Origin of the sequence: Actinosynnema sp. CA-299493 (genome assembly GCF_050946825.1) — a bacterium.
In the GTDB taxonomy this organism is placed as follows: domain Bacteria; phylum Actinomycetota; class Actinomycetes; order Mycobacteriales; family Pseudonocardiaceae; genus Actinosynnema.
This window is the reverse complement of the sequence record NZ_CP191993.1, coordinates 3,117,998-3,138,805: the sequence shown is the minus strand read 5'-3', so window position 1 is coordinate 3,138,805 and position 20,808 is coordinate 3,117,998. Positions and strand designations below refer to the sequence as shown.

19 protein-coding genes are annotated in these 20,808 nt (G+C 71.4%); 9 read left to right on the top strand and 10 right to left on the bottom strand.

Translation table 11 applies throughout. The features are described from left to right. The first annotated feature begins 3 nt into the window (after window positions 1–3). Genes ACQPYE_RS14675 through ACQPYE_RS14660 form a run of 4 tightly spaced genes read left to right on the top strand, consistent with a single transcriptional unit; the run spans window position 4 to window position 4,260 of the window. Complete coding sequence (locus tag ACQPYE_RS14675; protein WP_498721729.1) at window positions 4–714, top strand: MIP/aquaporin family protein; 711 nt, start codon at window positions 4–6, stop codon at window positions 712–714. 13 nt (window positions 715–727) lie between these two features. Further along, complete coding sequence (glpK, locus tag ACQPYE_RS14670; protein WP_498721728.1) at window positions 728–2,233, top strand: glycerol kinase GlpK; 1,506 nt, start codon at window positions 728–730, stop codon at window positions 2,231–2,233. After that, window positions 2,226–3,767, top strand: a complete 1,542-nt coding sequence (locus tag ACQPYE_RS14665) for a glycerol-3-phosphate dehydrogenase/oxidase (RefSeq protein WP_498721727.1) — start codon at window positions 2,226–2,228, stop codon at window positions 3,765–3,767. Before glpK ends, ACQPYE_RS14665 begins: the two co-directional genes overlap by 8 nt. A gap of 40 nt (window positions 3,768–3,807) precedes the next feature. Continuing rightward, window positions 3,808–4,260 carry an acyl-CoA thioesterase gene (locus ACQPYE_RS14660; RefSeq protein ID WP_498721726.1) on the top strand — a complete coding sequence of 151 codons (453 nt, stop codon included), beginning with the start codon at window positions 3,808–3,810 and terminating at the stop codon, window positions 4,258–4,260. A gap of 146 nt (window positions 4,261–4,406) precedes the next feature. Here the strand turns inward: ACQPYE_RS14660 and prcA are convergent, their stop codons facing one another. The 5 genes from prcA to ACQPYE_RS14635 form a co-directional block, all read right to left on the bottom strand. Next, complete coding sequence (prcA, locus tag ACQPYE_RS14655; protein ID WP_498721725.1) at window positions 4,407–5,210, bottom strand: proteasome subunit alpha; 804 nt, start codon at window positions 5,208–5,210, stop codon at window positions 4,407–4,409. A 55-nt stretch (window positions 5,211–5,265) separates the two neighbouring features. Beyond that, window positions 5,266–6,114 (bottom strand): proteasome subunit beta, encoded by an 849-nt coding sequence (prcB, locus tag ACQPYE_RS14650; protein ID WP_498721724.1) that lies wholly within the window; start codon window positions 6,112–6,114, stop codon window positions 5,266–5,268. Window positions 6,115–6,148: 34 nt separating this feature from the next. Next, window positions 6,149–6,343 (bottom strand): ubiquitin-like protein Pup, encoded by a 195-nt coding sequence (locus ACQPYE_RS14645; RefSeq protein WP_053716644.1) that lies wholly within the window; start codon window positions 6,341–6,343, stop codon window positions 6,149–6,151. Between the two features lie 84 nt (window positions 6,344–6,427). Then, a complete protein-coding gene (gene dop / locus ACQPYE_RS14640) occupies window positions 6,428–7,921 on the bottom strand; it encodes a depupylase/deamidase Dop (RefSeq protein ID WP_498721722.1) in 1,494 nt (497 codons plus the stop codon). A gap of 52 nt (window positions 7,922–7,973) precedes the next feature. Continuing rightward, the gene (locus ACQPYE_RS14635) at window positions 7,974–10,451 is read right to left on the bottom strand and encodes an FtsX-like permease family protein (protein WP_498721721.1); all 2,478 of its coding nucleotides are present in this window, start codon (window positions 10,449–10,451) and stop codon (window positions 7,974–7,976) included. 104 nt (window positions 10,452–10,555) lie between these two features. Here ACQPYE_RS14635 and ACQPYE_RS14630 point away from each other — a divergent pair, with 104 nt between their 5' ends. Both ACQPYE_RS14630 and ACQPYE_RS14625 read left to right on the top strand, forming a co-directional pair. Continuing rightward, on the top strand, window positions 10,556–11,050 hold the full coding sequence (locus ACQPYE_RS14630) for an NUDIX hydrolase (protein ID WP_498721720.1): 495 nt from the start codon (window positions 10,556–10,558) through the stop codon (window positions 11,048–11,050). Next, entirely contained in the window at window positions 11,041–11,337 is a 297-nt protein-coding gene (locus ACQPYE_RS14625) for a DUF6191 domain-containing protein (protein ID WP_498721719.1), read from the top strand. Before ACQPYE_RS14630 ends, ACQPYE_RS14625 begins: the two co-directional genes overlap by 10 nt. Here the strand turns inward: ACQPYE_RS14625 and ACQPYE_RS14620 are convergent. The 3 genes from ACQPYE_RS14620 to ACQPYE_RS14610 form a co-directional block, all read right to left on the bottom strand. Then, the gene (locus tag ACQPYE_RS14620; RefSeq protein ID WP_498721718.1) at window positions 11,309–12,229 is read right to left on the bottom strand and encodes an aldo/keto reductase; all 921 of its coding nucleotides are present in this window, start codon (window positions 12,227–12,229) and stop codon (window positions 11,309–11,311) included. The two genes, ACQPYE_RS14625 and ACQPYE_RS14620, sit on opposite strands and share 29 nt — an antisense overlap. Window positions 12,230–12,730: 501 nt before the next feature. After that, the gene (locus tag ACQPYE_RS14615) at window positions 12,731–13,498 is read right to left on the bottom strand and encodes an ABC transporter permease (RefSeq protein WP_498721717.1); all 768 of its coding nucleotides are present in this window, start codon (window positions 13,496–13,498) and stop codon (window positions 12,731–12,733) included. Next, window positions 13,495–14,403, bottom strand: coding sequence for an ABC transporter ATP-binding protein (locus ACQPYE_RS14610; protein WP_498721716.1), 909 nt, complete (start codon window positions 14,401–14,403; stop codon window positions 13,495–13,497). Before ACQPYE_RS14610 ends, ACQPYE_RS14615 begins: the two co-directional genes overlap by 4 nt. A 113-nt stretch (window positions 14,404–14,516) precedes the next feature. On the opposite strand from ACQPYE_RS14610, the gene ACQPYE_RS14605 reads away from it, so the two are divergent. Further along, on the top strand, window positions 14,517–15,623 hold the full coding sequence (locus ACQPYE_RS14605; RefSeq protein WP_498721715.1) for a sensor histidine kinase: 1,107 nt from the start codon (window positions 14,517–14,519) through the stop codon (window positions 15,621–15,623). Continuing rightward, window positions 15,620–16,264 carry a response regulator gene (locus tag ACQPYE_RS14600; RefSeq protein ID WP_498721714.1) on the top strand — a complete coding sequence of 215 codons (645 nt, stop codon included), beginning with the start codon at window positions 15,620–15,622 and terminating at the stop codon, window positions 16,262–16,264. Before ACQPYE_RS14605 ends, ACQPYE_RS14600 begins: the two co-directional genes overlap by 4 nt. Window positions 16,265–16,904: 640 nt before the next feature. On the opposite strand, the gene arc is transcribed toward ACQPYE_RS14600, so the two are convergent. After that, window positions 16,905–18,704: a proteasome ATPase gene (arc, locus tag ACQPYE_RS14595; RefSeq protein WP_498721713.1), complete on the bottom strand. Its 1,800-nt coding sequence runs from the start codon at window positions 18,702–18,704 to the stop codon at window positions 16,905–16,907. A 239-nt stretch (window positions 18,705–18,943) separates the two neighbouring features. Between arc and ACQPYE_RS14590 the strand changes: the two genes are divergently transcribed. Beyond that, window positions 18,944–19,735, top strand: a complete 792-nt coding sequence (locus tag ACQPYE_RS14590) for an Rv0361 family membrane protein (protein ID WP_498721712.1) — start codon at window positions 18,944–18,946, stop codon at window positions 19,733–19,735. A gap of 71 nt (window positions 19,736–19,806) precedes the next feature. On the opposite strand, the gene ACQPYE_RS14585 is transcribed toward ACQPYE_RS14590, so the two are convergent. Next, window positions 19,807–20,634, bottom strand: a complete 828-nt coding sequence (locus ACQPYE_RS14585) for a tRNA (adenine-N1)-methyltransferase (RefSeq protein WP_123742247.1) — start codon at window positions 20,632–20,634, stop codon at window positions 19,807–19,809. Window positions 20,635–20,808: the final 174 nt, after the last annotated feature.

Sequence of the window (20,808 nt, the reverse complement as noted above, 5' to 3'; positions counted from 1 at the left end):
TGGATGACCAGCCAGTCGATCTTCATCGGTGAGTTCCTCGGCACCGCGTTGTTGTTGCTGCTGGGCAACGGCGTGGTCGCGGGCGTGGTGTTGGCGAAGTCGAAGTCCCACGGCGCGGGGTGGGTGGTGATCACGTTCGGCTGGGGCTTCGCGGTGCTCGCGGGCGCCTACGCGGTCGCGCCGCTGTCCGGCGCGCACCTCAACCCGGCCGTCACCGTCGGCCTGGCCATCCACAACGGCGACTGGGGCACCGTCCCGCTCTACCTGACCGCCCAGTTCCTCGGCGCGTTCACCGGCGCCGTCCTGTGCTACCTCGCCTACCTCGGCCAGTTCCGCGCCAACACCGGCGACGTGCTCGGCGTCTTCGCCACCGGCCCCGAGGTCCGCCACCGCGCGCAGAACCTGACCACCGAGGTCATCGCCACGTTCGTGCTGGTGTTCGTCATCCTGGCGACCGGCCAGACCAAGGGCCTGGAGACCTCCGGCACCGGCGCGCTGATCGTCGCCCTGCTGGTCGTCGGCATCGGCATGTCCCTCGGCGGACCCACCGGCTACGCCATCAACCCCGCGCGCGACCTCGGCCCGCGCCTCGCGCACGCCGTCCTGCCGATCCCCGGAAAGGGTGGATCGGACTGGGGATACGCCTGGATCCCCGTCGTCGGTCCCCTGATCGGCGGAGCATTGGCCGGGCTCGTCGACATCGCCGTCTACTGAGGAGCGTCCCACCGTGAGCACCCACTCCACCCGGTCCTTCGTGGCAGCGATCGACCAGGGCACGACCTCCTCGCGCTGCATCGTCTTCGACCACGGCGGCGGGATCGTCTCCGTGGCGCAGAAGGAGCACCGGCAGATCTTCCCCAGGCCCGGCTGGGTCGAGCACGACGCCGAGGAGATCTGGGTCAACGTGCTCGACGTCGTGCACGGCGCGTTGCAGAAGGCGTCGCTGACCGTGCGCGACCTGGCCGCCGTCGGCATCACCAACCAGCGCGAGACCACGCTGGTGTGGGACAGGGCCACCGGCAAGCCCGTGCACAACGCGATCGTCTGGCAGGACACCCGCACCGACCAGCTGGTCAAGGAGCTGGGCGAGCAGAACCGGTTCCGGGAGAAGTGCGGCCTGCCCCTGGCCACCTACTTCGCCGGACCCAAGGTCCGCTGGCTGCTCGACCACGTGGACGGCCTGCGTGAGCGCGGCGAGCGCGGCGAGGTGCTGTTCGGCACCATGGACACCTGGCTGATCTGGAAGCTCACCGGCCGCCACGTCACCGACGTCACCAACGCCAGCCGCACCATGCTGATGAACCTGGAGACGCTGGACTGGGACGACGAGCTGGTCGACGCGATCGGCGTGCCCAAGGCGATGCTGCCGGAGATCCGCTCCTCCGCCGAGGTCTACGGCCACGCCACCGGCACGCTGGAGGGCGTCCCGGTGGCGTCCGCGCTCGGCGACCAGCAGGCGGCGCTGTTCGGCCAGACCTGCTACTCGCCCGGCGAGGGCAAGTGCACCTACGGCACCGGCAGCTTCCTGCTGGTCAACACCGGCGACAAACCGGTCGTCTCGGAGAACGGGCTGCTCACCACGGTCGGCTACAAGATCGGGGACCAGCCGGCCGCGTACGCGCTGGAAGGCGCGATCGCCGTCACCGGCGCGCTGGTGCAGTGGTTCCGGGACAAGATGGGGCTGATCTCCAGCGCGGCCGAGATCGAGACGCTGGCCCGTTCGGTCGAGGACAACGGCGGCGCGTACTTCGTGCCCGCCTTCTCCGGCCTGTTCGCCCCGCACTGGCGGTCCGACGCGCGCGGCGTCATCGCGGGCCTGACCGGCTACATCGACAAGGGCCACCTCGCCCGCGCGGTGCTGGAGGCGACCGCGTGGCAGACCCGCGAGGTCGTGGACGCGATGAACGCCGACTCGGGCGTCGACCTGGTCGCGTTGAAGGTCGACGGCGGCATGACGGCCAACAACCTGCTCATGGGCTTCCTGTCCGACGTGCTGGACGTGCCGGTGGTGCGGCCGATCGTCGCCGAGACCACGTGCCTGGGCGCGGCCTACGCGGCGGGCCTCGCGGTCGGCTACTGGTCGGACACCGAGACCCTGCGCGAGAACTGGCACAAGGCCGCCGAGTGGCTGCCGACCATGGACGCGAAGACGCGTGACAAGGGCTACCGCAAGTGGAAGAAGGCGGTCGAGCGGACCGTCGGCTGGATGGACGAGGACGACAACGATGAGTGAGCAACGGGCCAGGGCGCGCGAGGCGCTGGGACACGGCGCCTTCGACCTGGTCGTGATCGGCGGCGGCGCGCTGGGCATCGCCACCACGTGGGCGGCGGCGCGGTCGGGTCTGCGGGTGGCGCTGGTGGAGGCGGGCGACTTCGCGGGCGCCACGTCCAGCGCGTCGTCCAAGCTGGTGCACGGCGGCCTGCGGTACCTGGCGATGGGTCCGGGCGCGGTGCCGATGGTGCGGGAGAACCACGCCGAGCGGCGCGCGCTGGGCGACCACCTGGCGCCGCACCTGGTCCGGCCGCTGCCGTTCCTGGTGCCGGTGTACCGGGGCGGGCCGCACTCGCGGTCGGTGCTCGGCGCGGGCGTGGTGCTGTACTCGGCCCTGTCCGGGTTCGGCGACGGCGTGGGCAAGGTGCTGTCGGCGCGGCGGGCCGTCGAGTACGTGCCCCAACTGCGCACATCGGGTCTGCGGGGCGCGGCGCTCTACTACGACCACCAGATGAACGACGCGCGCGTGGCCATCACGGCGGCGCGTGCGGCGGCCGAGGCCGGCGCCGTGCTGCTCAACCACGTCGAGGTGGTGGGGCTGCGCAAGCGCGGCGGGCTGGTGACCGGTGTCGAGCTGCGCGACAAGGTGGACGGCGGGTCGTTCGGGCTGGACGCGTCGGTGGTGGTCAACGCGACCGGGCCGTGGCTGGACTCGGTGCGGCGGCTGGAGGACCCGGCGGCCGGGCCGAGCATCCGGCTGTCCAAGGGCTCGCACCTGGTGCTGAGGACGGACACGCCGTGGCGCGCGGCGATGACCATCCCGGTGGACGACGTGCGGGTGTCGTTCGCGATCCCGTGGGAGGGCCAGCTGCTGCTGGGCACGACCGACGAGCCGTACGAGGGCGACCCGGCCGACGTGCGGTGCTCGCCCGCCGACGTCGACCAGATCCTCGGTGAGGCGTCGGTCGGCATCGTCGGGTCGGCGTTGGACCGCTCCCGGCTGGCGTACGCCTTCGCCGGGCTGCGCGTGCTGCCCGGCGGGTCCGGCGACACCAGCCACGCCAAGCGCGAGACCGTGATCACCCGCGGGCGTGGCGGGATGATCAGCGTGGCGGGCGGCAAGTGGACCACGTTCCGGCGGATCGGCGCGTCGGTGCTGGCCCGGGTCGGCGAGGCCCTGGGCCGGGACCTGTCGCACGCGTTCGACGGCGTGCCGGCGGCGTTGCCGGGCGCGGCCCTGCCCGAGCGGGTCAGCGCGCAGCTGGGCCGTGAGCTGCCGTCGGTGCCGGACGACGTGCTCCGGCACCTGGCCACGCACTACGGCACGGTGAGCCACGAGGTGCTGGCGCTGGCGCTGGACGACCCGTCGTTGCTGGACCGGGTGCACCCGGACGGGCCGGACATCTGGGCGCAGGTGGCGCACGCGCAGCGGTACGAGTGGGCGACCGAGGTGGACGACGTGCTGCGGCGGCGGACCACCGTGGTGGTGCGCGGGCTGGACACGCCGGCGGTGCGCGAGCGGACTGGGCGGCTGCTGGCCGAAGCGGTCGCGTAGCCCCGCGGGTGGTGTCGGTGGAGATCCGCATACTCGGCGCATGCCCTTCACCACCACCACCCACGTGCGCTGGCCGGACGTCGACCAGAACGGCCACATGCGCACCACCGCGTACTTGGACGCGGCGGAGGACAACCGGATGCGGTACTTCGCGTCGGCGGGGTTCCCGGTGACCGAGTTCGCCGCCCGCCGCATCGGCCCGATCTCCCACGGCGACGACCTCCGCTACCGCGCCGAGACGCGCCTGCTCGACCCGATCGCGGTGGAGCTGCGCCTGGCCGGCCTCGCGCCGGACGGCGCGCGGTTCCGCCTGCACAACAAGATCGTCAAGGCCGACGGCCGGACCGCCGCCACCGTCGTGACCACGGGCGGCTGGCTGGACCTGGACGCCCGCAGGCTCGTCGCGCCGGCGGAGGACCTGCTCGCCGTCCTGGCCGGCCTGGAGCGGACCGCGGACTTCACCGAACTGCCGTCACCCCTGGCGCGGGCGTGAGGTGAGGCGAAGGGGGCATTCACGCGTTCGAGTGCCCCCTTCGCTCCTCAGGTCGGACCCGCCAGGCTCCGGGCCCCGAGGGCTCCGGTGAACGCGCCGGAGGCCCCCGACGTGGTGTCGGGGGCCTCCGGGGTCTCGGGTGGGACCTACGCCTTGTCGTCGTTCGGCGGGAGGTTCACGTCCGTCACGGACTTCTTGCCGCCCTTGGCCGGCGGCTCCTCCGCCGCGGCCTCGGGCGCCGGGTCGTCACCGGGCAGCAGTGCCGCCAGCGCGGCGCCCGTGATGCGGCGGAACGCGCGACGCGGCCGGGCGCGTTCCAGGACCGCGACCTCCAGCTTGCCGCGGTCGAGGAGGTCGGGCTTGCCGTTGCCGGTGGTGGTGCTGCCGGCGCTGAGGGCCTTCACCGCGGTGCGCACGGCGTCGGCCAGCGACTGGGCCTCGGTGTAGGCGTCCTTGAGCGCGGTGCCCGTCGCCTCGGCCTGGCCGCCCATCACGACGTACTGCGGCTCCTCCACGATCGAACCGTCGTAGGTCAGCCGGTACAGCGTGTCCTGCTCGGGCTCGACGCCGACCTCGGCCACGCAGATCTCCACCTCGAGCGGCTTGATCTGCTCGGCGAAGATCGAGCCGAGGGTCTGCGCGTACACGTTCGCCAGCGAGCGGCACGTCACGTCGCGCGGGTCGTTCTGGTACCCGCGGATGTCGGCGAACCGGATGCCCGCCTGGCGCAGGTTCTCGAACTCGCTGTAGCGGCCGACCGCGGCGAACGCGATGCGGTCGTAGATCTCGGACACCTTGTGCAGGGTCGCGGACGGGTTCTCCGCCACGAACAGCACGCCGTCGGCGTACCGGAGCACGACGACGCTCCGGCCTCGGGCGATGCCCTTCCGGGCGTACTCCGCGCGGTCGCGGAGGATCTGCTCGGGTGAGGCGTACAACGGCATCGTCACTGCTGCGGCTCCCGGGCTCGGCGGATGCGGGTGGGGTGGTGGTTCGACACGGCGCTCAGCCCGACGGCTTGGCCCGACGGCCCTCGACGACGGACTCGGCCAGCGTGGCGGTGTCCGCGTCGGACAGGTGGACCGCGCCCTCGGCGGTGATCGTCACGACCACCGGGTAGATCTTGCGGATCACGTCCGGACCGCCGGTGCCCGAGTCGTCGTCGGCCGCGTCGTACAACGCCTCGATCGCGGTCCTGGTGGCGGCCTCGGCGTCCGCGTCGGGGTCGTAGAGCTTCTTGATCGCCGACTTCGCGAACAGCGAGCCGGAGCCGACGGCCTGGTAGCCCTGCGACTCCTCGTACCGCCCGCCGGTCACGTCGTAGGAGATGATGCGGCCCGCGCGGTCCGGGTCCGGCGCGGCGGTGTCGAAGCCCGCGAACAGCGGCACGACCGCCAGGCCCGCGAGCGCGGCGTCGAGGTTGCCCTTGATCATCGCGGAGAGCCGGTTCGCCTTGCCGTCCAACGACAGCGAGACACCCTCGATCTTCTCGTAGTGCCGGAGCTCGACCGCGTAGAGCCGGACGATCTCGACCGCGATGCCCGCCGTGCCGGCGATGCCCACCGCCGAGTGGTCGTCGGTGATGAACACCTTCTTCATGTCGCGCTGGGCGATCACGTTGCCCATCGTGGCGCGCCGGTCGCCCGCGATCACCACGCCGCCCTTGAACGTGAGGGCGACGATGGTCGTGCCGTGCGGAGCCTGCACCACGCTGCCCTCGGGCAGCGGACGGCTCGACGGCAGCAGTTCGGGGGCCTGGGCGCGGAGGAAATCGGTGAACGACGACGACCCCGGCCTGAGGTAGGCCGGGGGCAGCGACGCGGCCGGGTAGTGCCCGGTCGAGCTGTGGTCCATGTGTGCGTTTCTCTCCTGTCCCGCCGGCGGCTTCTTACTCGCCGCCCTTTTGCACGTACGCGCGGACGAAGTCCTCGGCGTTCTCCTCTAGCACGTCGTCGATCTCGTCGAGGATGGCGTCGACGTCCTCGCCGAGCTTCTCCCGACGCTCCTGGCCGGCGCCGGCCGCGCCGTCGCCGTTCTCGTCGCCGTCACCGCCGCCTTGGCGCTGAACCTGTTCCTGGGCCATGTCGACCTCCCGGTCTTCGGGTCCTGCGAGTTAAACACTACCCACCAGGCACGACACCGTGCGCCTGCCACTCGGGTCTGGTGATCAGCCCCGGGTGAGCGCCTCCACCAGTTGCTCGGCCGTTTCCGAGGCCTCCAGGAGGGCTCCGACGTGCGCTTTCGTGCCGCGCAGCGGTTCAAGGGTGGGGATCCGGACGAGTGATTCACGACCGAGGTCGAAGATCACCGAATCCCACGACGCGGCGGCCACCGAGGTGGGGTAGCGCTCCAGGCAGCGACCGCGGAAGTAGGCGCGGGTGTCCTCCGGTGGCGAGAGGACGGCCGCCCGCACCTCCTCCTCGCTGACCAGGCGTTTCATCGAGCCGCGGGCGACCAGCCGGTTGTACAGGCCCTTGTCGAGCCGCACGTCGGAGTACTGCAGGTCGACCAGCGACAGCCGGGGCGAGCCCCAGGCCAGGCCGTCCCGGGCGCGATAACCTTCGAGCACCCGCAGCTTCGCCACCCAGTCGAGGCGGTCGGCGCACTCCTGCGGGTCGCGGGCCAGCGCGTCGAGCACCTCGCCCCACACGCGCAGCACGTCCCGGTCGCCGTGGCCCTCCTGCTCGACGAACGCCGAGGCCCGCTCGTAGTAGGCGAACTGCAGGTCCAACCCGGTGAACTTGCGCCCGTTCGCCAGCTCGACCTTCACCTTCAGGGTGGGGTCGTGGCTGATCTGGTGCACCGCCCGGACCGGCTCCTGCAGCCGCAGGTCGTCGAACCGGCGGCCGGCCTCGATCATGTCGAGCACCAGCGACGTGGAGCCGCACTTGATGTAGGTGGAGTACTCGGCGAGGTTCGCGTCGCCGATGATGACGTGCAGCCGGCGGTACTTGTCCGCGTCGGCGTGCGGCTCGTCGCGGGTGTTGATGATGCCGCGCTTGAGCGTGGTCTCCAGGCCGACCTCGACCTCGATGTAGTCGGACCGCTGGGACAGCTGGTAGCCGGCCTCCTCGCCCGCCGCGCCGAGGCCGACGCGGCCGGAGCCGACCACGACCTGGCGGGACGCGAAGAACGGCGTGAGCCCGGCGATCACCGCGGTGAACGGCGTGCTGCGCTGCATCAGGTAGTTCTCGTGGGTGCCGTAGCTGGCGCCCTTGCCGTCCACGTTGTTCTTGTAGAGCTGCAACCGCGGCTGGCCGGGGACGGTGGCCGCGCGCATCGCGGCCTCCTCCATCACCCGCTCCCCCGCCTTGTCCCAGATCACCGCGTCACGCGCGTTGGTGACCTCGGGCGCGGAGTACTCCGGGTGCGCGTGGTCGACGTAGAGGCGCGCGCCGTTGGTGAGGATGACGTTGGCCGCGCCCAGGTCCTCGACATCGCTGTCGCCCGAGTGCCCGCCGGGCGCGCCGAGGTCGAAGCCGCGCGCGTCGCGCAGCGGCGATTCGACCTCGTAGTCCCAGCGCGCCCGGCGCGCCCGCGGTATGTCGGCGGCCGCCGCGTAGGCCAGCACGACCTGTGTCGAGGTGAGCACCGGGTTCGCCGTCGCGTCACCCGGCACCGAGATGCCGTACTCGACTTCGGTTCCCATGATCCGCCGCATGTACGCAGACTACGACCTTCCACCGACACACCGCCCGGACCCAGGTCACGTTTCAGCCGGCCGCGAGTCCCGCGGCGGGCCTGATCCGGGACGCGCCCCGGGCCGGACCGAACGCCGCGAGCACCGCCAGGACCACCACGCCCGCGCCGCCGACCAGCAGTGGCAGCGCCGCCGCCGTGGGCCACACGAACACACCGACGGCGGCCAGCGTCAACTCCGCGTAGACGAGCCCGAACACACCCCCGCCCAGCACTCCTACCAGCGCCAACAGCACCGCTTCGGCCACCACGCCACCTTGCAGGCCACCCTTGGTCACGCCGAGCGCGCGCCGCAGCGCCAGCTCCTTGCGGCGCTCCTGCACGGAGATCGTCAACGCGGTCCCGATACCGGTCACGGCGACCGCGACGGACAGCCCCAGCAGCACCATCAGCATCACGATCCCCAGGTCGAGGTAGCGCTGGTTCTGCGCGGTCGTCTCGGCCTTCGTCTTCACCAGAACGGTGGGCGAGCCGGCCAGCGCCGTCCGCACGCCCGCCTCGTAGGCGGCCGGGTCCGCGCCCGGTTCGAACGCCACCAGCACCTTGGAGGCGGGTGCCAGGTCCGGTTCGGCCAGCACCACGTCGGCGTCGTCCAGCACCGATCCGGTGAACGTGCCGACGACCGTGGCGGTGCGCGGCCCGCCGGGCAGTCCCTCGACCGTGAACGGCTTGCCGACCTGCGCGCCGAACCGCTCGGCGTACCACTCCTCGACCAGGACGGTGCCGGGCCCGAAGTCGTCGGCGTTCGCGTTCTGCCTGCTCAGCCACTCGCGCAGGGGTTCCGGGTCGACGCCGACGACCTGGGTCGGCACCGTGCCTCCCTCGGCGTCGCGCTGCCGGCCCTCGACGCCGTGCAGCACGACCGTGACCGCCGCCTCCGGGCGGTTGGCCGCCGCGCCGACACCGCCGGCGAGCGCGCGCCCGCCGGAGTCCGCCACCACCGCGTCCGGCCGCGGCTCGTTGCTGAACTCGTCCTCCATGCGCTGCGCCGAACCCACCGTGACGGCGAAGAACGTGACCATGGCGGCGGCCAGGAGCAGCGGCATCGCCACCGACGCCGACCGCTGCGGCACCCGCCGCACCTCGGCCGCGGCCAGCTTCCACTGCGCGCCGCCGAAGCGGCTCGCGACCGTGCCGAAGATCCGGCCCAGCGCGGGCACGACCACCGGCCCGAGCACGCCGAACAGGCCGAACACGGCGGTGATGCCGGAGAACAGGACCAGGAAGATCGCCGCCAACGAGCCCTGGGCGAACACGCCCAACGCGCCCATGAGGGCCGCGGCCACCACGAGGACGATGCCGAAGATCCGGCGACGGCGCACCACGGCCTGGTCGGGTGTCTGGCCTTCGGACGTCCGCAGCGCCGCGAGCGGCGAGATGCGCGCGGCGGCCAGCGCGGGCCGGACCGCGGCGAACGCGCTGAGCGTCGCCGCCGTGACGACGCCGATCACCAGCTGGCCGACCGCGGGCAGCAGCGGCGGGCTCAGCTCCACGGCGCCGAGCAGCGAGGACAGGCCGGTGCCGTCGAAGAGCCTGGCCAGCAGCCACGCCACCGACCCGCCGAGCACCGCGCCGACCGCGCCCGCGACCGCGCCGGTGAGCAGCGCTTCGAAGAGGTTCGCCCAGACCAGGGGGCCTCGGTGCGCGCCGAGGCAGCGCAGCAGCGCGGTGTGCCGCTGGCGTTGCGCGTAGACGGCGCGGTAGGTGGCGGAGGCGACGAAGACGGACGTGGCCAGCGCCAGGATGCTGAACGGCAGCAGCACGGCCGCCAGGTCGTTGTTGGGCGGCTCCGCGGCGATCTCCGCCCTGGTGTCCACCGGGAGCCCTGCGCCGGCCGCCTGGGCCACGGCGGCGCGGTCGCCGCCGATCACGTAGATCGCCTCGACCCGGGGCGTGCCGCCGAGCTTGGCGGCCAGGCCCTCGCCGACCACGATCATCGGCTCCTCGCCCAGCGAGCCGCGCTTGGTGATGCCCCGGACGACCACGTCCAGGGGCCTGCCCGCCGCGTCGGCGACCTTGACCGCGGCGCCCGGCTTGAGGCCGTGCTCGTAGGCGGTGACCCGGTCGATCGCGATCTCGCCGTCCGAGCCCGGCGAGCGGCCCTCCAGGATCGGCACGCGGTGCAGCTCGGCGCGGTCCGGCTCGATGTCGGCGGTGGCGCGGCGGTCGCCCGCCCGGCCGCCGTCGAGCAGCAGGTCGGCGCGGACCTCGCGGATCGGTTGCGCCACCGTCACCCCGGCGACCTGCGCCACCCGATCGGCGGTCGCCTGGTCGAGAACCGCGGCCGTGCCGAAGAGCGGTGGGCGGACGACGAGGTCGACGCCGGCGGGCACGGCGGGCGCGCCCTCGTTCGTGGCGCGGACCATCGCGTCGCTGAGCATCAGGGCGGCCAGCAGGCAGGCGACGCCGACCACCAGGGCGACGCCGGGCAGCGCGGCGCGACCGGGCCGGTTGCGGAACTCGGCGACCGCGAGCCGCAGGGATGTGGGCACAACTCCTCCTCGTGACGCGAACGCCACGACGGTAGGAACAACGGGCGTCGGCAGGCGTCGGCCCGAGGTAGCACGACCCGGTACTACCAGAGGAGGATCTTGGCGTGGAGCACGTAGTGGTGGTGGACCCGGACGGCACGCCCATCGGCACGGCGACACGCCCCCGGATGCGCGCGGAAGGCCTGTGGCACGCGTGTGCCGTGATCGTCGTGCGTTCCCTCGACGGAACCCGGTTGTACGTGCACCGGCGCACCGACACCAAGGACGTCTACCCCGGGCTGTACGACCCGACGTGCGGCGGCGTCGTCGCGGCGGGTGAGACGCCGGACGAGTGCGCGGCGCGGGAGTTGGCCGAGGAGCTGGGGATCTCGGCGACGCCGGCGTTCCGGTTCAGGACGACGTTCGTGGACGGAACCATCCGCTACGTCGCGCACGTTTACGACGTGCGCAGCGATGGGCCGTTCGTCCACCAGCCGGAGGAAGTGGCGTGGGGCGGCTGGATGGGGGCGGACGAGGTGCGGGCGTTGGCGGAGGACCCCGGCTGGCCGGTCGTGCCGGACGGCCGGGTCCTGATCCGGGAGTGGTTCACATGGGAATGATGTTCGCGATGTCGATCCCCGGCCTCGCCTTGCTGCTGCTCGCCCTCGCTTCCGGCGAGCGGCTGTGGCGGTGGGTCCGCCGGCGCAAGGGTCACCCGGCCGTGTCCGCGACCGCGATGGAGGAGTTCACCACCCTGTTCAACGGCAGCAAGCACGTCGAGCTGCGGCAGCGCCAGGTGACGTTGATGCTGGGCGAGGACGAGGAGGCGGGCGCGCCACCGCGCGGGCCGGTGGACCTCGACTCGGGCAGCGTCAGGCTCATTCCCAAGCCAGCGAAGCCCGAGTAGCCCAGTACCGCTCGGCGGGTTCGGCGCAGTCGGCGAGCACGTCCGGCGCCAGGTCGACGTCCCGTGCCCCGAGGTTGGCGCGCAGCTGGTCCGGGCTCGCCGCGCCCGAGAGCACCACGTCGGCCCACGGTTGCGCGCGCACGGCGGCCAACGCGATGGCGTCCGGGCCGACACCGTGCTCTTCGGCCAGTTCGCGCACGGGTGGTGGCGGGTCGACGGCGAGCCTGCCGTTGGCCATGCCCTCCTTGACGAACACCTCCGCGCCGGACTCCTTGGCGAACGCCAGCGCCGCCCCCGCGGAGGTTTCCAGGACGTTCCAGGTGGATTGGACGCTGTCGAACAGCCGCCGTCCCTCGACGGTGAGCTCCAACGCGCGGTGGATCGTCTCGCCCTGGCGCGGGCCGGAGGTGGAGAAGCCGAGGCGGACGCCGGAGTCGCGCAGGCCGCCGAGGGCGAGGAGCAGGTCGGGGTCCCCGAACAGCGGGCTGTCGGACGTCAGCGAGTGCACCTGGTAGAGGCCGACGTGCGCACCGAGCAGCTCCTCGGTCTCCCGCCACTGCCGGGTGAACCGCTCGACGGAGTGCTCCTTCACCTCGTGCGTGTCCGCGTCCCGGCGCCAGTCGGCGACGTAGGCGTAACCCCACTTGCTCGACACCTGCACGTCCTGGTGGCCCCGTGCGGCCAACCACTGCGCCAGGAACTCCTCCGCACGGCCGTAGGAGCGGGCCGCGTCGACCCGCCGCACACCTGCCGCGTGGGCTGCGTCCAGGACGGCGTGGCAGTGGGCTCGCATGGCGTCCACGTCCCGGTCGTCGGGCAACGCGTGCTCACGGCCGAGGTTGATGTAGGCGGGTCGGCCGAGCGCGGCCAAGCCGAGAGCGAAATCGGGCACGCCCGACACGGTAACCGGCGATCTTCCGTGCCGCCGGTCGCCGGGTTGATGCTTCCTACACCGCCGCCTGTCGTTCCCTCGCCCGGTGCACTGTGCTCTGAGGTGCGTCCGGAGTGGCGATCGTCTTCGGTCTGACGATCCAGTCTGGATCGTCGACTCCACCCCGGTGGAACGCGGCCGATCCCACTCCCGCTGGTCCCGGGGCCTGCACCTGCACCTGGCCTGCGCTCCTAGCCAGGCTGCCGATCACCTGTGCTCCGACCGATCCGAAGATCGACGGACGGGAGATGCCCACAGCCGGTGCGACCACGAGCCCCAGCTGCCCGCCGACCACCCCGGCCTGCCGATCATCACCGACAAGGGCTACGTCTTCCGCGAACCGGACCGCTTCCTCGCCGAACGCGGAGCCCGACTGATCCGGCCTTCCTACCGCAACCGCAAGTCGCACCCGGGCGAGCCGCCGCTTCAAGGCCATCCGCCACCGACTGACGCATTACTCATCTAGGCATCCCGGCGGAGGAGGGTGAGCAGGCCGGAGCCCAGGGCGAGGAGCAGGTAGGCCAGCATGACCAGGCCGGCGGCTGGTGGGGATAGTGGGGCGCCTGGGGATTCGGCGGATAGTTGGGGTGCCAGGACGGGCAGCATCACGGAGTACACGCGTTCGTTCCAGGGGGACGGCAGGATCAGGGTCAGTGACGGTAGGACGAAGAGCAGGGCGCAGAGGGAGACCAGGGCGCCCGCTGTGGAGCGGAGCAGGAAGCCCAGGCCCAGGCCGATCAGGGCCATCAGGACCAGTGACGCGGTGTTCGCCAGGAGGGTCGGCAGGGCGTCGGTGAACGAGCCGTACGCCGAGATCGGTTCGGGGCGGTCGCCGGTGATCAGCTCACCGGTCTGGTAGGCGAGCAGGACGGTCGCCAGGCCGATCACCAGCGACGCGCCGGCCACCACGACCGTCTTGGCCAGCAGGTAGGCCTTGCGCCCCGGCACGGAGACGAGGGCGGTGCGGATCATGCCGCTGCCGTACTCCGAGGTGATCGCCAGGGCGCCCAGCACACCGAGGCAGAACTGGGCGAACGGGATCACCATCACGCCCGGGTCGGCGGCGCCGAACTTCTGTTGCAGGTCCGGCGGCGAGGTGTCCCAGTCGGCCGTCATCAGGTACGACACCAGCGTGCCGACCAGCAGGCACAGGGCGAGGGCGATCAGGACGTAGGTGGTCGAGCGGACCGAGCGGAGCTTCAGCCACTCCGAGTTCAGCACGTCGGTCATCGGGCGGTCTCCTTGGTGCGGTACTCCACGCTGTCCTCGGTCAGTTCGAGGTAGGCGTCCTCCAGGGACGCGCTGCGCGGTGTCAGTTCGTGGATCGGGATGCCGTTGCGCGCGGCGAGGTCGGCGATGCCGGGGGCCTCCAGCCCTTGCACGAGCAGTGCTCCCCCCTCGGACTGGGTTCTCGCGCCCGCGGCGGCCAGGGCGGTCACCAGTGCCTCCGACGCCGGGGTGCGGACCAGCACGTCCTTCTTGAACTTCTCCCGCAGGTCCTGCATGGACGCCTCCAGGATCAGCTTGCCCCGGCCGATCACGATCACCCGGTCGGCGGTCAGGGCCATCTCGCTCATCAAGTGGCTCGACACGAGCACGGTGCGACCCTCGCGGGCCAGGTCGCGCATCAGGTGCCGGATCCAGCGGATGCCCTCCGGGTCGAGGCCGTTCACCGGCTCGTCGAACAGCAGCACGCCGGGGTCGCCGAGCAGGGCCGCCGCCACCCCGAGGCGTTGCTTCATCCCGAGCGACAGCGAGCCCACACGTCTCTTCGCCGCCCCCGCCAAGCCGACCTGCTCCAGGGTCTTGACGACCCGGCTGTCCTTGATGCCGTTGCTGCGGGCCAGCACGCGCAGGTGGTCGTAGGCGGACCGGCCGCCGTGCACCGCGCCCGCGTCGAGCAGCGCGCCGACGTGGTGCATGGGCCGGCGGATCCCGGCGTAACGGCGGCCGTCGACGAGCGCCTCGCCGCTGGTCGGCCGGTCCAGGCCGAGGATCGCCCGCATGGTGGTGGACTTGCCCGCGCCGTTGGGGCCGAGGAACCCCGCGACGTAGCCCGGTTTCACCTCGAACGAGAGGCCGTCCACGGCCCGGGTGGCGCGGTAGCGCTTGGTCAGGTGCCTTACTTCGATCATGGGGAGGAGCTTGCCGGGGGTGGGGTGGTGGGCGGATCGGACCGAGGTCTGCGATTCGAGGTCGGACCGTGGTCCGACGCCGGCGGCGGCCCGCGCCGATTACCGTCCTGGTCGTGACGTCGCGAGTCCTGCGGATGCTGCCCACCGCCTACCTCTACGCGCTGGACACGGCCACGGCCGTGGTGCTGGTCATGGTGTACCTGGACTTCGCCCGGATGAGCACCGTGCCGCCGTGGCTGGGCTACCCGCTGGCGCTCCTGGTCGGCGCGCCGTTGGCGCTGCGCCGCAAGCGGCCCCTGCTCACGCTCGGCATCGTGCTCATGGCGCAGAACGTCGCCACCGTCACCCACATCACGCTGGAGCCCTACAGTGCCACGGCGTTCGCGATGTACATGGTGGCTTCGGCCTGCTCCTCACGGGTGGCCGTGGGCGCGCTGGCCGTCACGCTCGGCTCGGCGTGGGCGGCGGTGTTCATCGGCGAGGCGTGGCCGGAGTCCGCCGGGCTGTCGGTGTTCCTCGCGCTGGTGGTGTGCGCCGCCTGGGCGTTGGGGCGCACCACCCGGATCCGCCGGTCCTACGAGGCGCGCCAAGCCGCCGAGGCGTCGTCCAAGGCCGTCGCCGAAGAACGCATGCGCATCGCCCGCGAGCTGCACGACGTGGTCGCGCACAGCCTGAGCCTGATCACGGTCAAGGCCGGTGTCGCCGCCCACGTGGCGCCGTCGCAGCCGGAGCAGGCACAGGAGGCGCTCCAGGTCATCGAGAGAGCCTCGCGCGGCACCCTGGTCGAGATGCGGCGGTTACTGGGTGTGCTGCGGTCGGAGGACTCGGAGGCCGAACTGGCCCCGATGCCCGGCCTGGCCGACTTGCCCGAACTGGTGACGCGGGCGTCGCTGGCCGGGGTGGACGTCTCGCTGTCGGTGTCCGGTTCGCTGCCCGAGGGGCTGGGCCTGACCGTGTACCGGATCGTGCAGGAGTCGGTCACGAACGTGGTCAAGCACGCGGCGCCGGCCGCTTGCGAGGTGTCGATCGTCGTCGGGGACGATTCGGTCGAGGTCCGCGTGGTCGACGACGGACCGGGTGAACGGGTGTTGGCCGGTGGCGGCGGGGGGCACGGGTTGATCGGGATGAGGGAACGGGTGGCGGTCTACGACGGGACGTTCTCGGCGGGCCCGCTGGCCGGCGGCGGGTTCGCGGTGCGCGCCGAGGTGCCGCTGTCGTGATCGACGTGGTGGTCGTGGACGACCAGGCGCTGCTGCGCGGCAGCTTCCGGGTGCTCGTGGACTCGGCGGACGACCTGCGGGTGGTCGGAGAGGCCGGTGACGGCGCCGAGGCGGTGGCGGTGGTGCGGTCGACGTCGCCGGACGTGGTGTTGATGGACGTCCGGATGCCGAACGTGGACGGGATCGCGGCCACCCGCGAGATCAGCTCGTTCAGCGCGGCCCGGGTGCTGATCCTGACCACGTTCGACCTGGACGAGTACGTGTACTCGGCGTTGCGGGCCGGCGCGAGCGGGTTCCTGCTCAAGGACACCCCTCCGGTCGACCTGCTGGCCGCGATCCGGGTGGTGGCCGCCGGCGACGCCCTGCTGTCGCCCTCGGTGACCCGTCGCCTGGTCGCCGAGTTCTCCCGCACGCCCGCGCCCCGCGCGATCCGCCTCGACGGGATCACCGAACGCGAGCAGGAGGTGCTGCTGCTGATCGCCCGCGGGTTCTCCAACGCCGAGATCATGGCCGAGCTGTACCTGTCGGCCGGCACGGTGAAGACCCACGTCGGCCGCCTGCTGCACAAGCTCCGGGCCCGCGACCGGGCACAACTGGTCATCGCCGCCTACGAGTCCGGCCTGGTCACCGCCCGGTCTTGACGATCGGCCACCCGATCGCAATCTCCCGCCGCCGCACCGGCTCTGCCAGGTTGTGCGGTGGTGCCGACCACGGAGCCCATGTAAGCGCGGTGTCCGTCAACTACCGCACCGGGGGACAGTGACTGGGCGGCGACGCTGATCAAGCGAGCCCAACTGGCACGAGGCGGACCGCGACCCCGGCGCGCTGCTTTGCGGCGGGCCACGGCCGAGAAGTGGATCGCCGGACAACCCGATCGAGTGACAAAGGAGGAACGGGAGTACACGGCCGCTGGGCGTGCCCAGGAACGCCTGGGCGTGCGCCGGTTGCGTGCGGTGACCGCTGTGGGACGCCGCCACGGGAGAACAGCTGGGCTTCGAGAGAGGTCTGGTCGCCGACCCGGGAAGCGTGGATCGGGAGTTCAGGGGCGATCGGCTGGTGGTGGTGTAGAGACACCGGAAGGTTGGCCGTGCTCGGCCCGCAGCGGTGGTGCGGCGAGTTGTGCCTGGTCACCGGTTATGAGGTGAACGCCGAGGTCAGCGCCCTGGTCAACGGTTGGGACGAGGTGTCCGGGCCCAGCTCACGGCCCGGAACGCGGAGAACCCGTCCGGCGCGGTGGCCGGACGGGTTCTCCAGGCGGGTTGGTTGAGGCGGTAGCAGGTGTTACAGGTACTGACCGGTGTTCGTGGCCGTGTCGATGGCGCGGCCCGACTCCTGGTTCTTGCCGGTCACCAGCGTGCGGATGTACACGATCCGCTCGCCCTTCTTGCCCGAGATCCTGGCCCAGTCGTCCGGGTTGGTCGTGTTGGGCAGGTCCTCGTTCTCGGCGAACTCGTCCACGATCGCGTCCAGCAGGTGGCGCACCGACAAGCCCGGCTGCTTGGTGTCCAGCAGGCTCTTGATGGCCGCCTTCTTCGCGCGGTCGACGATGTTCTGGATCATCGCGCCCGAGTTGAAGTCCCGGAAGTACAGGACCTCCTTGTCACCGTTGGCGTAGGTGACCTCGAGGAAGCGGTTCTCCTCGGACTCCTCGTACATCCGCTCGACCGTGTGCTGCACCATGCCGTCGATGCAGGCCACCGGGTCGCCGCCGAACTCGGCGAGGTCGTCGGCGTGGATCGGCAGGTCGGGCGTGAGGTACTTGTTGAAGATGTCCTTCGCGCCTTCGGCGTCCGGACGCTCGATCTTGATCTTGACGTCGAGCCGGCCCGGCCGCAGGATCGCCGGGTCGATCATGTCCTCGCGGTTGGAAGCGCCGATCACGATCACGTTCTCCAGGCCCTCGACGCCGTCGATCTCGCTGAGGAGCTGGGGCACGATCGTGGTCTCGACGTCGGACGACACGCCGCTGCCGCGGGTGCGGAAGATCGAGTCCATCTCGTCGAAGAACACGATCACCGGCGTGCCCTCGGAGGCCTTCTCCCGGGCGCGCTGGAAGATCAGCCGGATGTGCCGCTCGGTCTCGCCCACGAACTTGTTGAGCAGCTCGGGGCCCTTGATGTTGAGGAAGTAGCTCTTGGCTTCGCGGTGGTCCTCGCCCCTGGCGGCGTGGACCTGCTTGGCCAAGGAGTTCGCCACCGCTTTCGCGATGAGCGTCTTACCACAGCCGGGAGGGCCGTACAACAGCACGCCCTTGGGCGGGCGCAGCTTGTACTCGCGGAACAGGTCGGCGTGCAGGAACGGCATCTCCACGGCGTCGCGGATCTGCTCGATCTGCCGGTAGAGGCCACCGATGTCCTCGTACCGGACGTCGGGCACCTCCTCCAGCACCAGGTCTTCGACCTCGGCCTTCGGCACGCGCTCGTAGGCGAAGCCCGCCTTCGAGTCGACCAGCAGGGAGTCGCCCGGCTTCAGCGGCGAGTCCATCAGCGGCTGAGCGAGCCAGACGACCCGCTCCTCGTCGGCATGTCCGACGACCAAGGCGCGGCCGATCGAGCTGTCCGCGATCTCGGAGTACAGCACCTCACGCAGCGTGCAGACCTCGCCGGTGCGCTCGAAGTCGCCGCCCTCGACCACGGTCAACGCCTCGTTCAGGCGCACCGACTGGCCGAGGACCAGCGACGGCGTCTCGACCGCGGGCGATACCGAGACCCGCATGCGGCGGCCCGAGGTGAACACGTCCACCGTGCCGTCGTCGAACCTGGCCAGGAACACGCCGTAGCCACTGGGCGGCTGCGCGAGGCGGTCTACTTCCTCACGCAGCGCGAGCAGCTGGCTCCGCGCTTCTCGAAGGGTGTCGATGAGCTTCGTGTTGCGCTCGGTCAGTTGGCTGACGCGCTCCGTCGCCTCCGCCAACCGCTGCTCCAGCAGGCGGACGTGTCGTGGGGATTCCGTCAACTTGCGGCGCAGCAACGCGATCTCGTCCTCCAGGAACCTGATCTGCGCTGTCAGCTCACCAGAGTTGTTGCCCTTGTTCAGCTCGCCACCCTCATCGGGCTGGCTGCCGGGATGACCGTGCTGCATGTCGGCACCCTCCTCCCGTGTTCGTACGACAACGGTACCGGCGATCACCGACAAAAGCCGCCACCCAGCGGGTTCCCGAGCGTCGTGTGATCACACAACCGCCCGCTCGGCCGGATCAACTGCTCCATACCGGTGTCTGCCGGAACCTCCTACCCGCTACCGTGCGTCCCATAACGAGTCGCACGCGCGCAGTCCGGGCAGTGTCCACTGCCACCAGCGGAAAGTTCTAGGAGAACGTGATGTCCGTCCCGCCGCAGCAGCCGGGTCCGTACGGTCAGCAGCCGGGTCAATTTGGCCAGCAACCAGGCCAATTCGGCCAGCAGCCGGGGTACGGCCAGCAGCCCGGCGGGTACCCGCCGCCTGCCCAGGGGTTCCCACAGGGTGGGCAGCAACCGGGCTACGGCCCGCCGCCCGGCGGCTACCCGCAGCAAGGGCAGCCCGGCCCCGGCCAGCCGCCGTACGGCCCACCCGGCCAGTTCAACCAACCCGGTTACGGCCAACCGGGTGGTTTCGGCGACCCCTACGGCACGCCGCCGAAGAAGAGCCCCCTCCCGTGGATCCTGGGCGCCGTCGGCGCGGTGGCCGTGATCGCCGTCGTGGTCGTCCTGGTCGTGACGATGGGCGGTGGCGGCAACGGCACGGCCAAGGACGCCGCCGACTCGTTCGCCGCCGCCGTCACGGCGAAGGACTTCGAGAAGGTCCGCGCCCTGACCTGCGCCGACAAGCAGGACGAGGTCGACGACATGAAGAAGCTCTACGACCCGGCGACCCTCGGCGCGGAGATCGAGAAGCAGCTGGAGGGCCTGCCGGAGGAGATGCGCGAAGAGGCCAAGAAGTCGATCGAGGCGGCGAAGGACGTGAAGATCACCCTCTCCGTGCAGAGCGTCGAGGAGAAGTCCGACACCGCGGCGGTGGCCAACGTCCTCATCAAGTACGAGAACGTGCCGGACGAGATGAAGACGATGATGAAGGACCAGGAAACCAAGATCGACTTCACGAAGACCGACGACGGCTGGGTCGCCTGCGAGTAACGCCCCCAGTCGCACGACGGCCCCGCGCTCAGCCGAGCGCGGGGCCGTTCTCGCTGGTCAGAACCCTGTGGTCAGCCCTTGGACGGCCGGCGCTGCGGCCGGGGCGGCGTGACCCCGTCGGCGAGCCTGCGGGTGGTCAGCAGGAACGCGGTGTGCCCGATCATCCGGTGCTCCGGCCGCACGGCCAGGCCCACCACGTGCCACGGCCGCACGAGGGTCTCCCACGCGTGCGGCTCGGTCCAGTGCTGCTGCTCCCGGATCGCCTCGGTGACCTTCGACAGCTGCGTCGTGGTCGCCACGTACACCACCAGCACGCCGCCGGGGATGAGGCTGCGCGACACGGCGGGCAGCACGTCCCACGGCGCGAGCATGTCCAGGACGACCCGGTCCACCTCGCCCTCGTGCTCGTTCACGTCGGCCACGGTCAGCGACCAGTTGCCCGGCCGCTCGCCGAAGAACTGCTCGACGTTGCGGATGGCGTGGTCGGCGTGGTCCTGGCGGACCTCGTACGACGTCACGCTGCCCTTCTCGCCGACCGCGCGCAACAAAGAGCAGGTCAGCGCACCCGAGCCGGCACCGGCCTCCAGCACCCGCGCGCCGGGGAACACGTCGCCGTACATGACGATCTGGGCGGCGTCCTTAGGGTAGATCACCTGGGCGCCGCGCGGCATGGACAGCACGTAGTCCGACAGCAGGGGGCGCAGCGCCAGGAACGACGTGCCGCCCACCGAGACGACCACGGACCCCTCGGGCTGCCCGATCAGCTTGTCGTGCGACAACGCGCCGCGGTGCGTGTGGTACTCCTTGCCCGGTTCGAGCACGATCGTGTAGTGCCGTCCCTTCGGATCGGTCAACTGCACCCGGTCTCCCGGCTGGAACGGACCACTGGCGGTGCTCACCGCGGCGAACCTCCTGCTTAAACGCGTGTCAACAGCGCACGATGGTCGCACGGGCGCCGTACACGGCCCGTAGCGGCCTACCGACGCCCGGCCACGCGTTCCGGTAGCTCGCCACACCAGCGCGCGCACGCGTGCCGGGTAGCCGGCCACCAGCGCGCGCCACGCGTTCCGGTG

Bases quoted from the DNA above. Each gene is read 5' to 3' on its own strand.
- ACQPYE_RS14675 (WP_498721729.1), top strand. From the start codon at position 4: ATGACCAGCCAGTCGATCTTCATCGGTGAGTTCCTCGGCACCGCGTTG.
- ACQPYE_RS14660 (WP_498721726.1), top strand. From the start codon at position 3,808: ATGCCCTTCACCACCACCACCCACGTGCGCTGGCCGGACGTCGACCAG.
- dop (WP_498721722.1), bottom strand. From the start codon at position 7,921: ATGCGGCGGATCATGGGAACCGAAGTCGAGTACGGCATCTCGGTGCCG.
- ACQPYE_RS14590 (WP_498721712.1), top strand. From the start codon at position 18,944: ATGTCCGTCCCGCCGCAGCAGCCGGGTCCGTACGGTCAGCAGCCGGGT.
- ACQPYE_RS14610 (WP_498721716.1), bottom strand. From the start codon at position 14,403: ATGATCGAAGTAAGGCACCTGACCAAGCGCTACCGCGCCACCCGGGCC.
- ACQPYE_RS14645 (WP_053716644.1), bottom strand. From the start codon at position 6,343: ATGGCCCAGGAACAGGTTCAGCGCCAAGGCGGCGGTGACGGCGACGAG.
- ACQPYE_RS14665 (WP_498721727.1), top strand. From the start codon at position 2,226: ATGAGTGAGCAACGGGCCAGGGCGCGCGAGGCGCTGGGACACGGCGCC.
- ACQPYE_RS14615 (WP_498721717.1), bottom strand. From the start codon at position 13,498: ATGACCGACGTGCTGAACTCGGAGTGGCTGAAGCTCCGCTCGGTCCGC.
- arc (WP_498721713.1), bottom strand. From the start codon at position 18,704: ATGCAGCACGGTCATCCCGGCAGCCAGCCCGATGAGGGTGGCGAGCTG.
- ACQPYE_RS14625 (WP_498721719.1), top strand. From the start codon at position 11,041: ATGGGAATGATGTTCGCGATGTCGATCCCCGGCCTCGCCTTGCTGCTG.
- prcB (WP_498721724.1), bottom strand. From the start codon at position 6,114: ATGGACCACAGCTCGACCGGGCACTACCCGGCCGCGTCGCTGCCCCCG.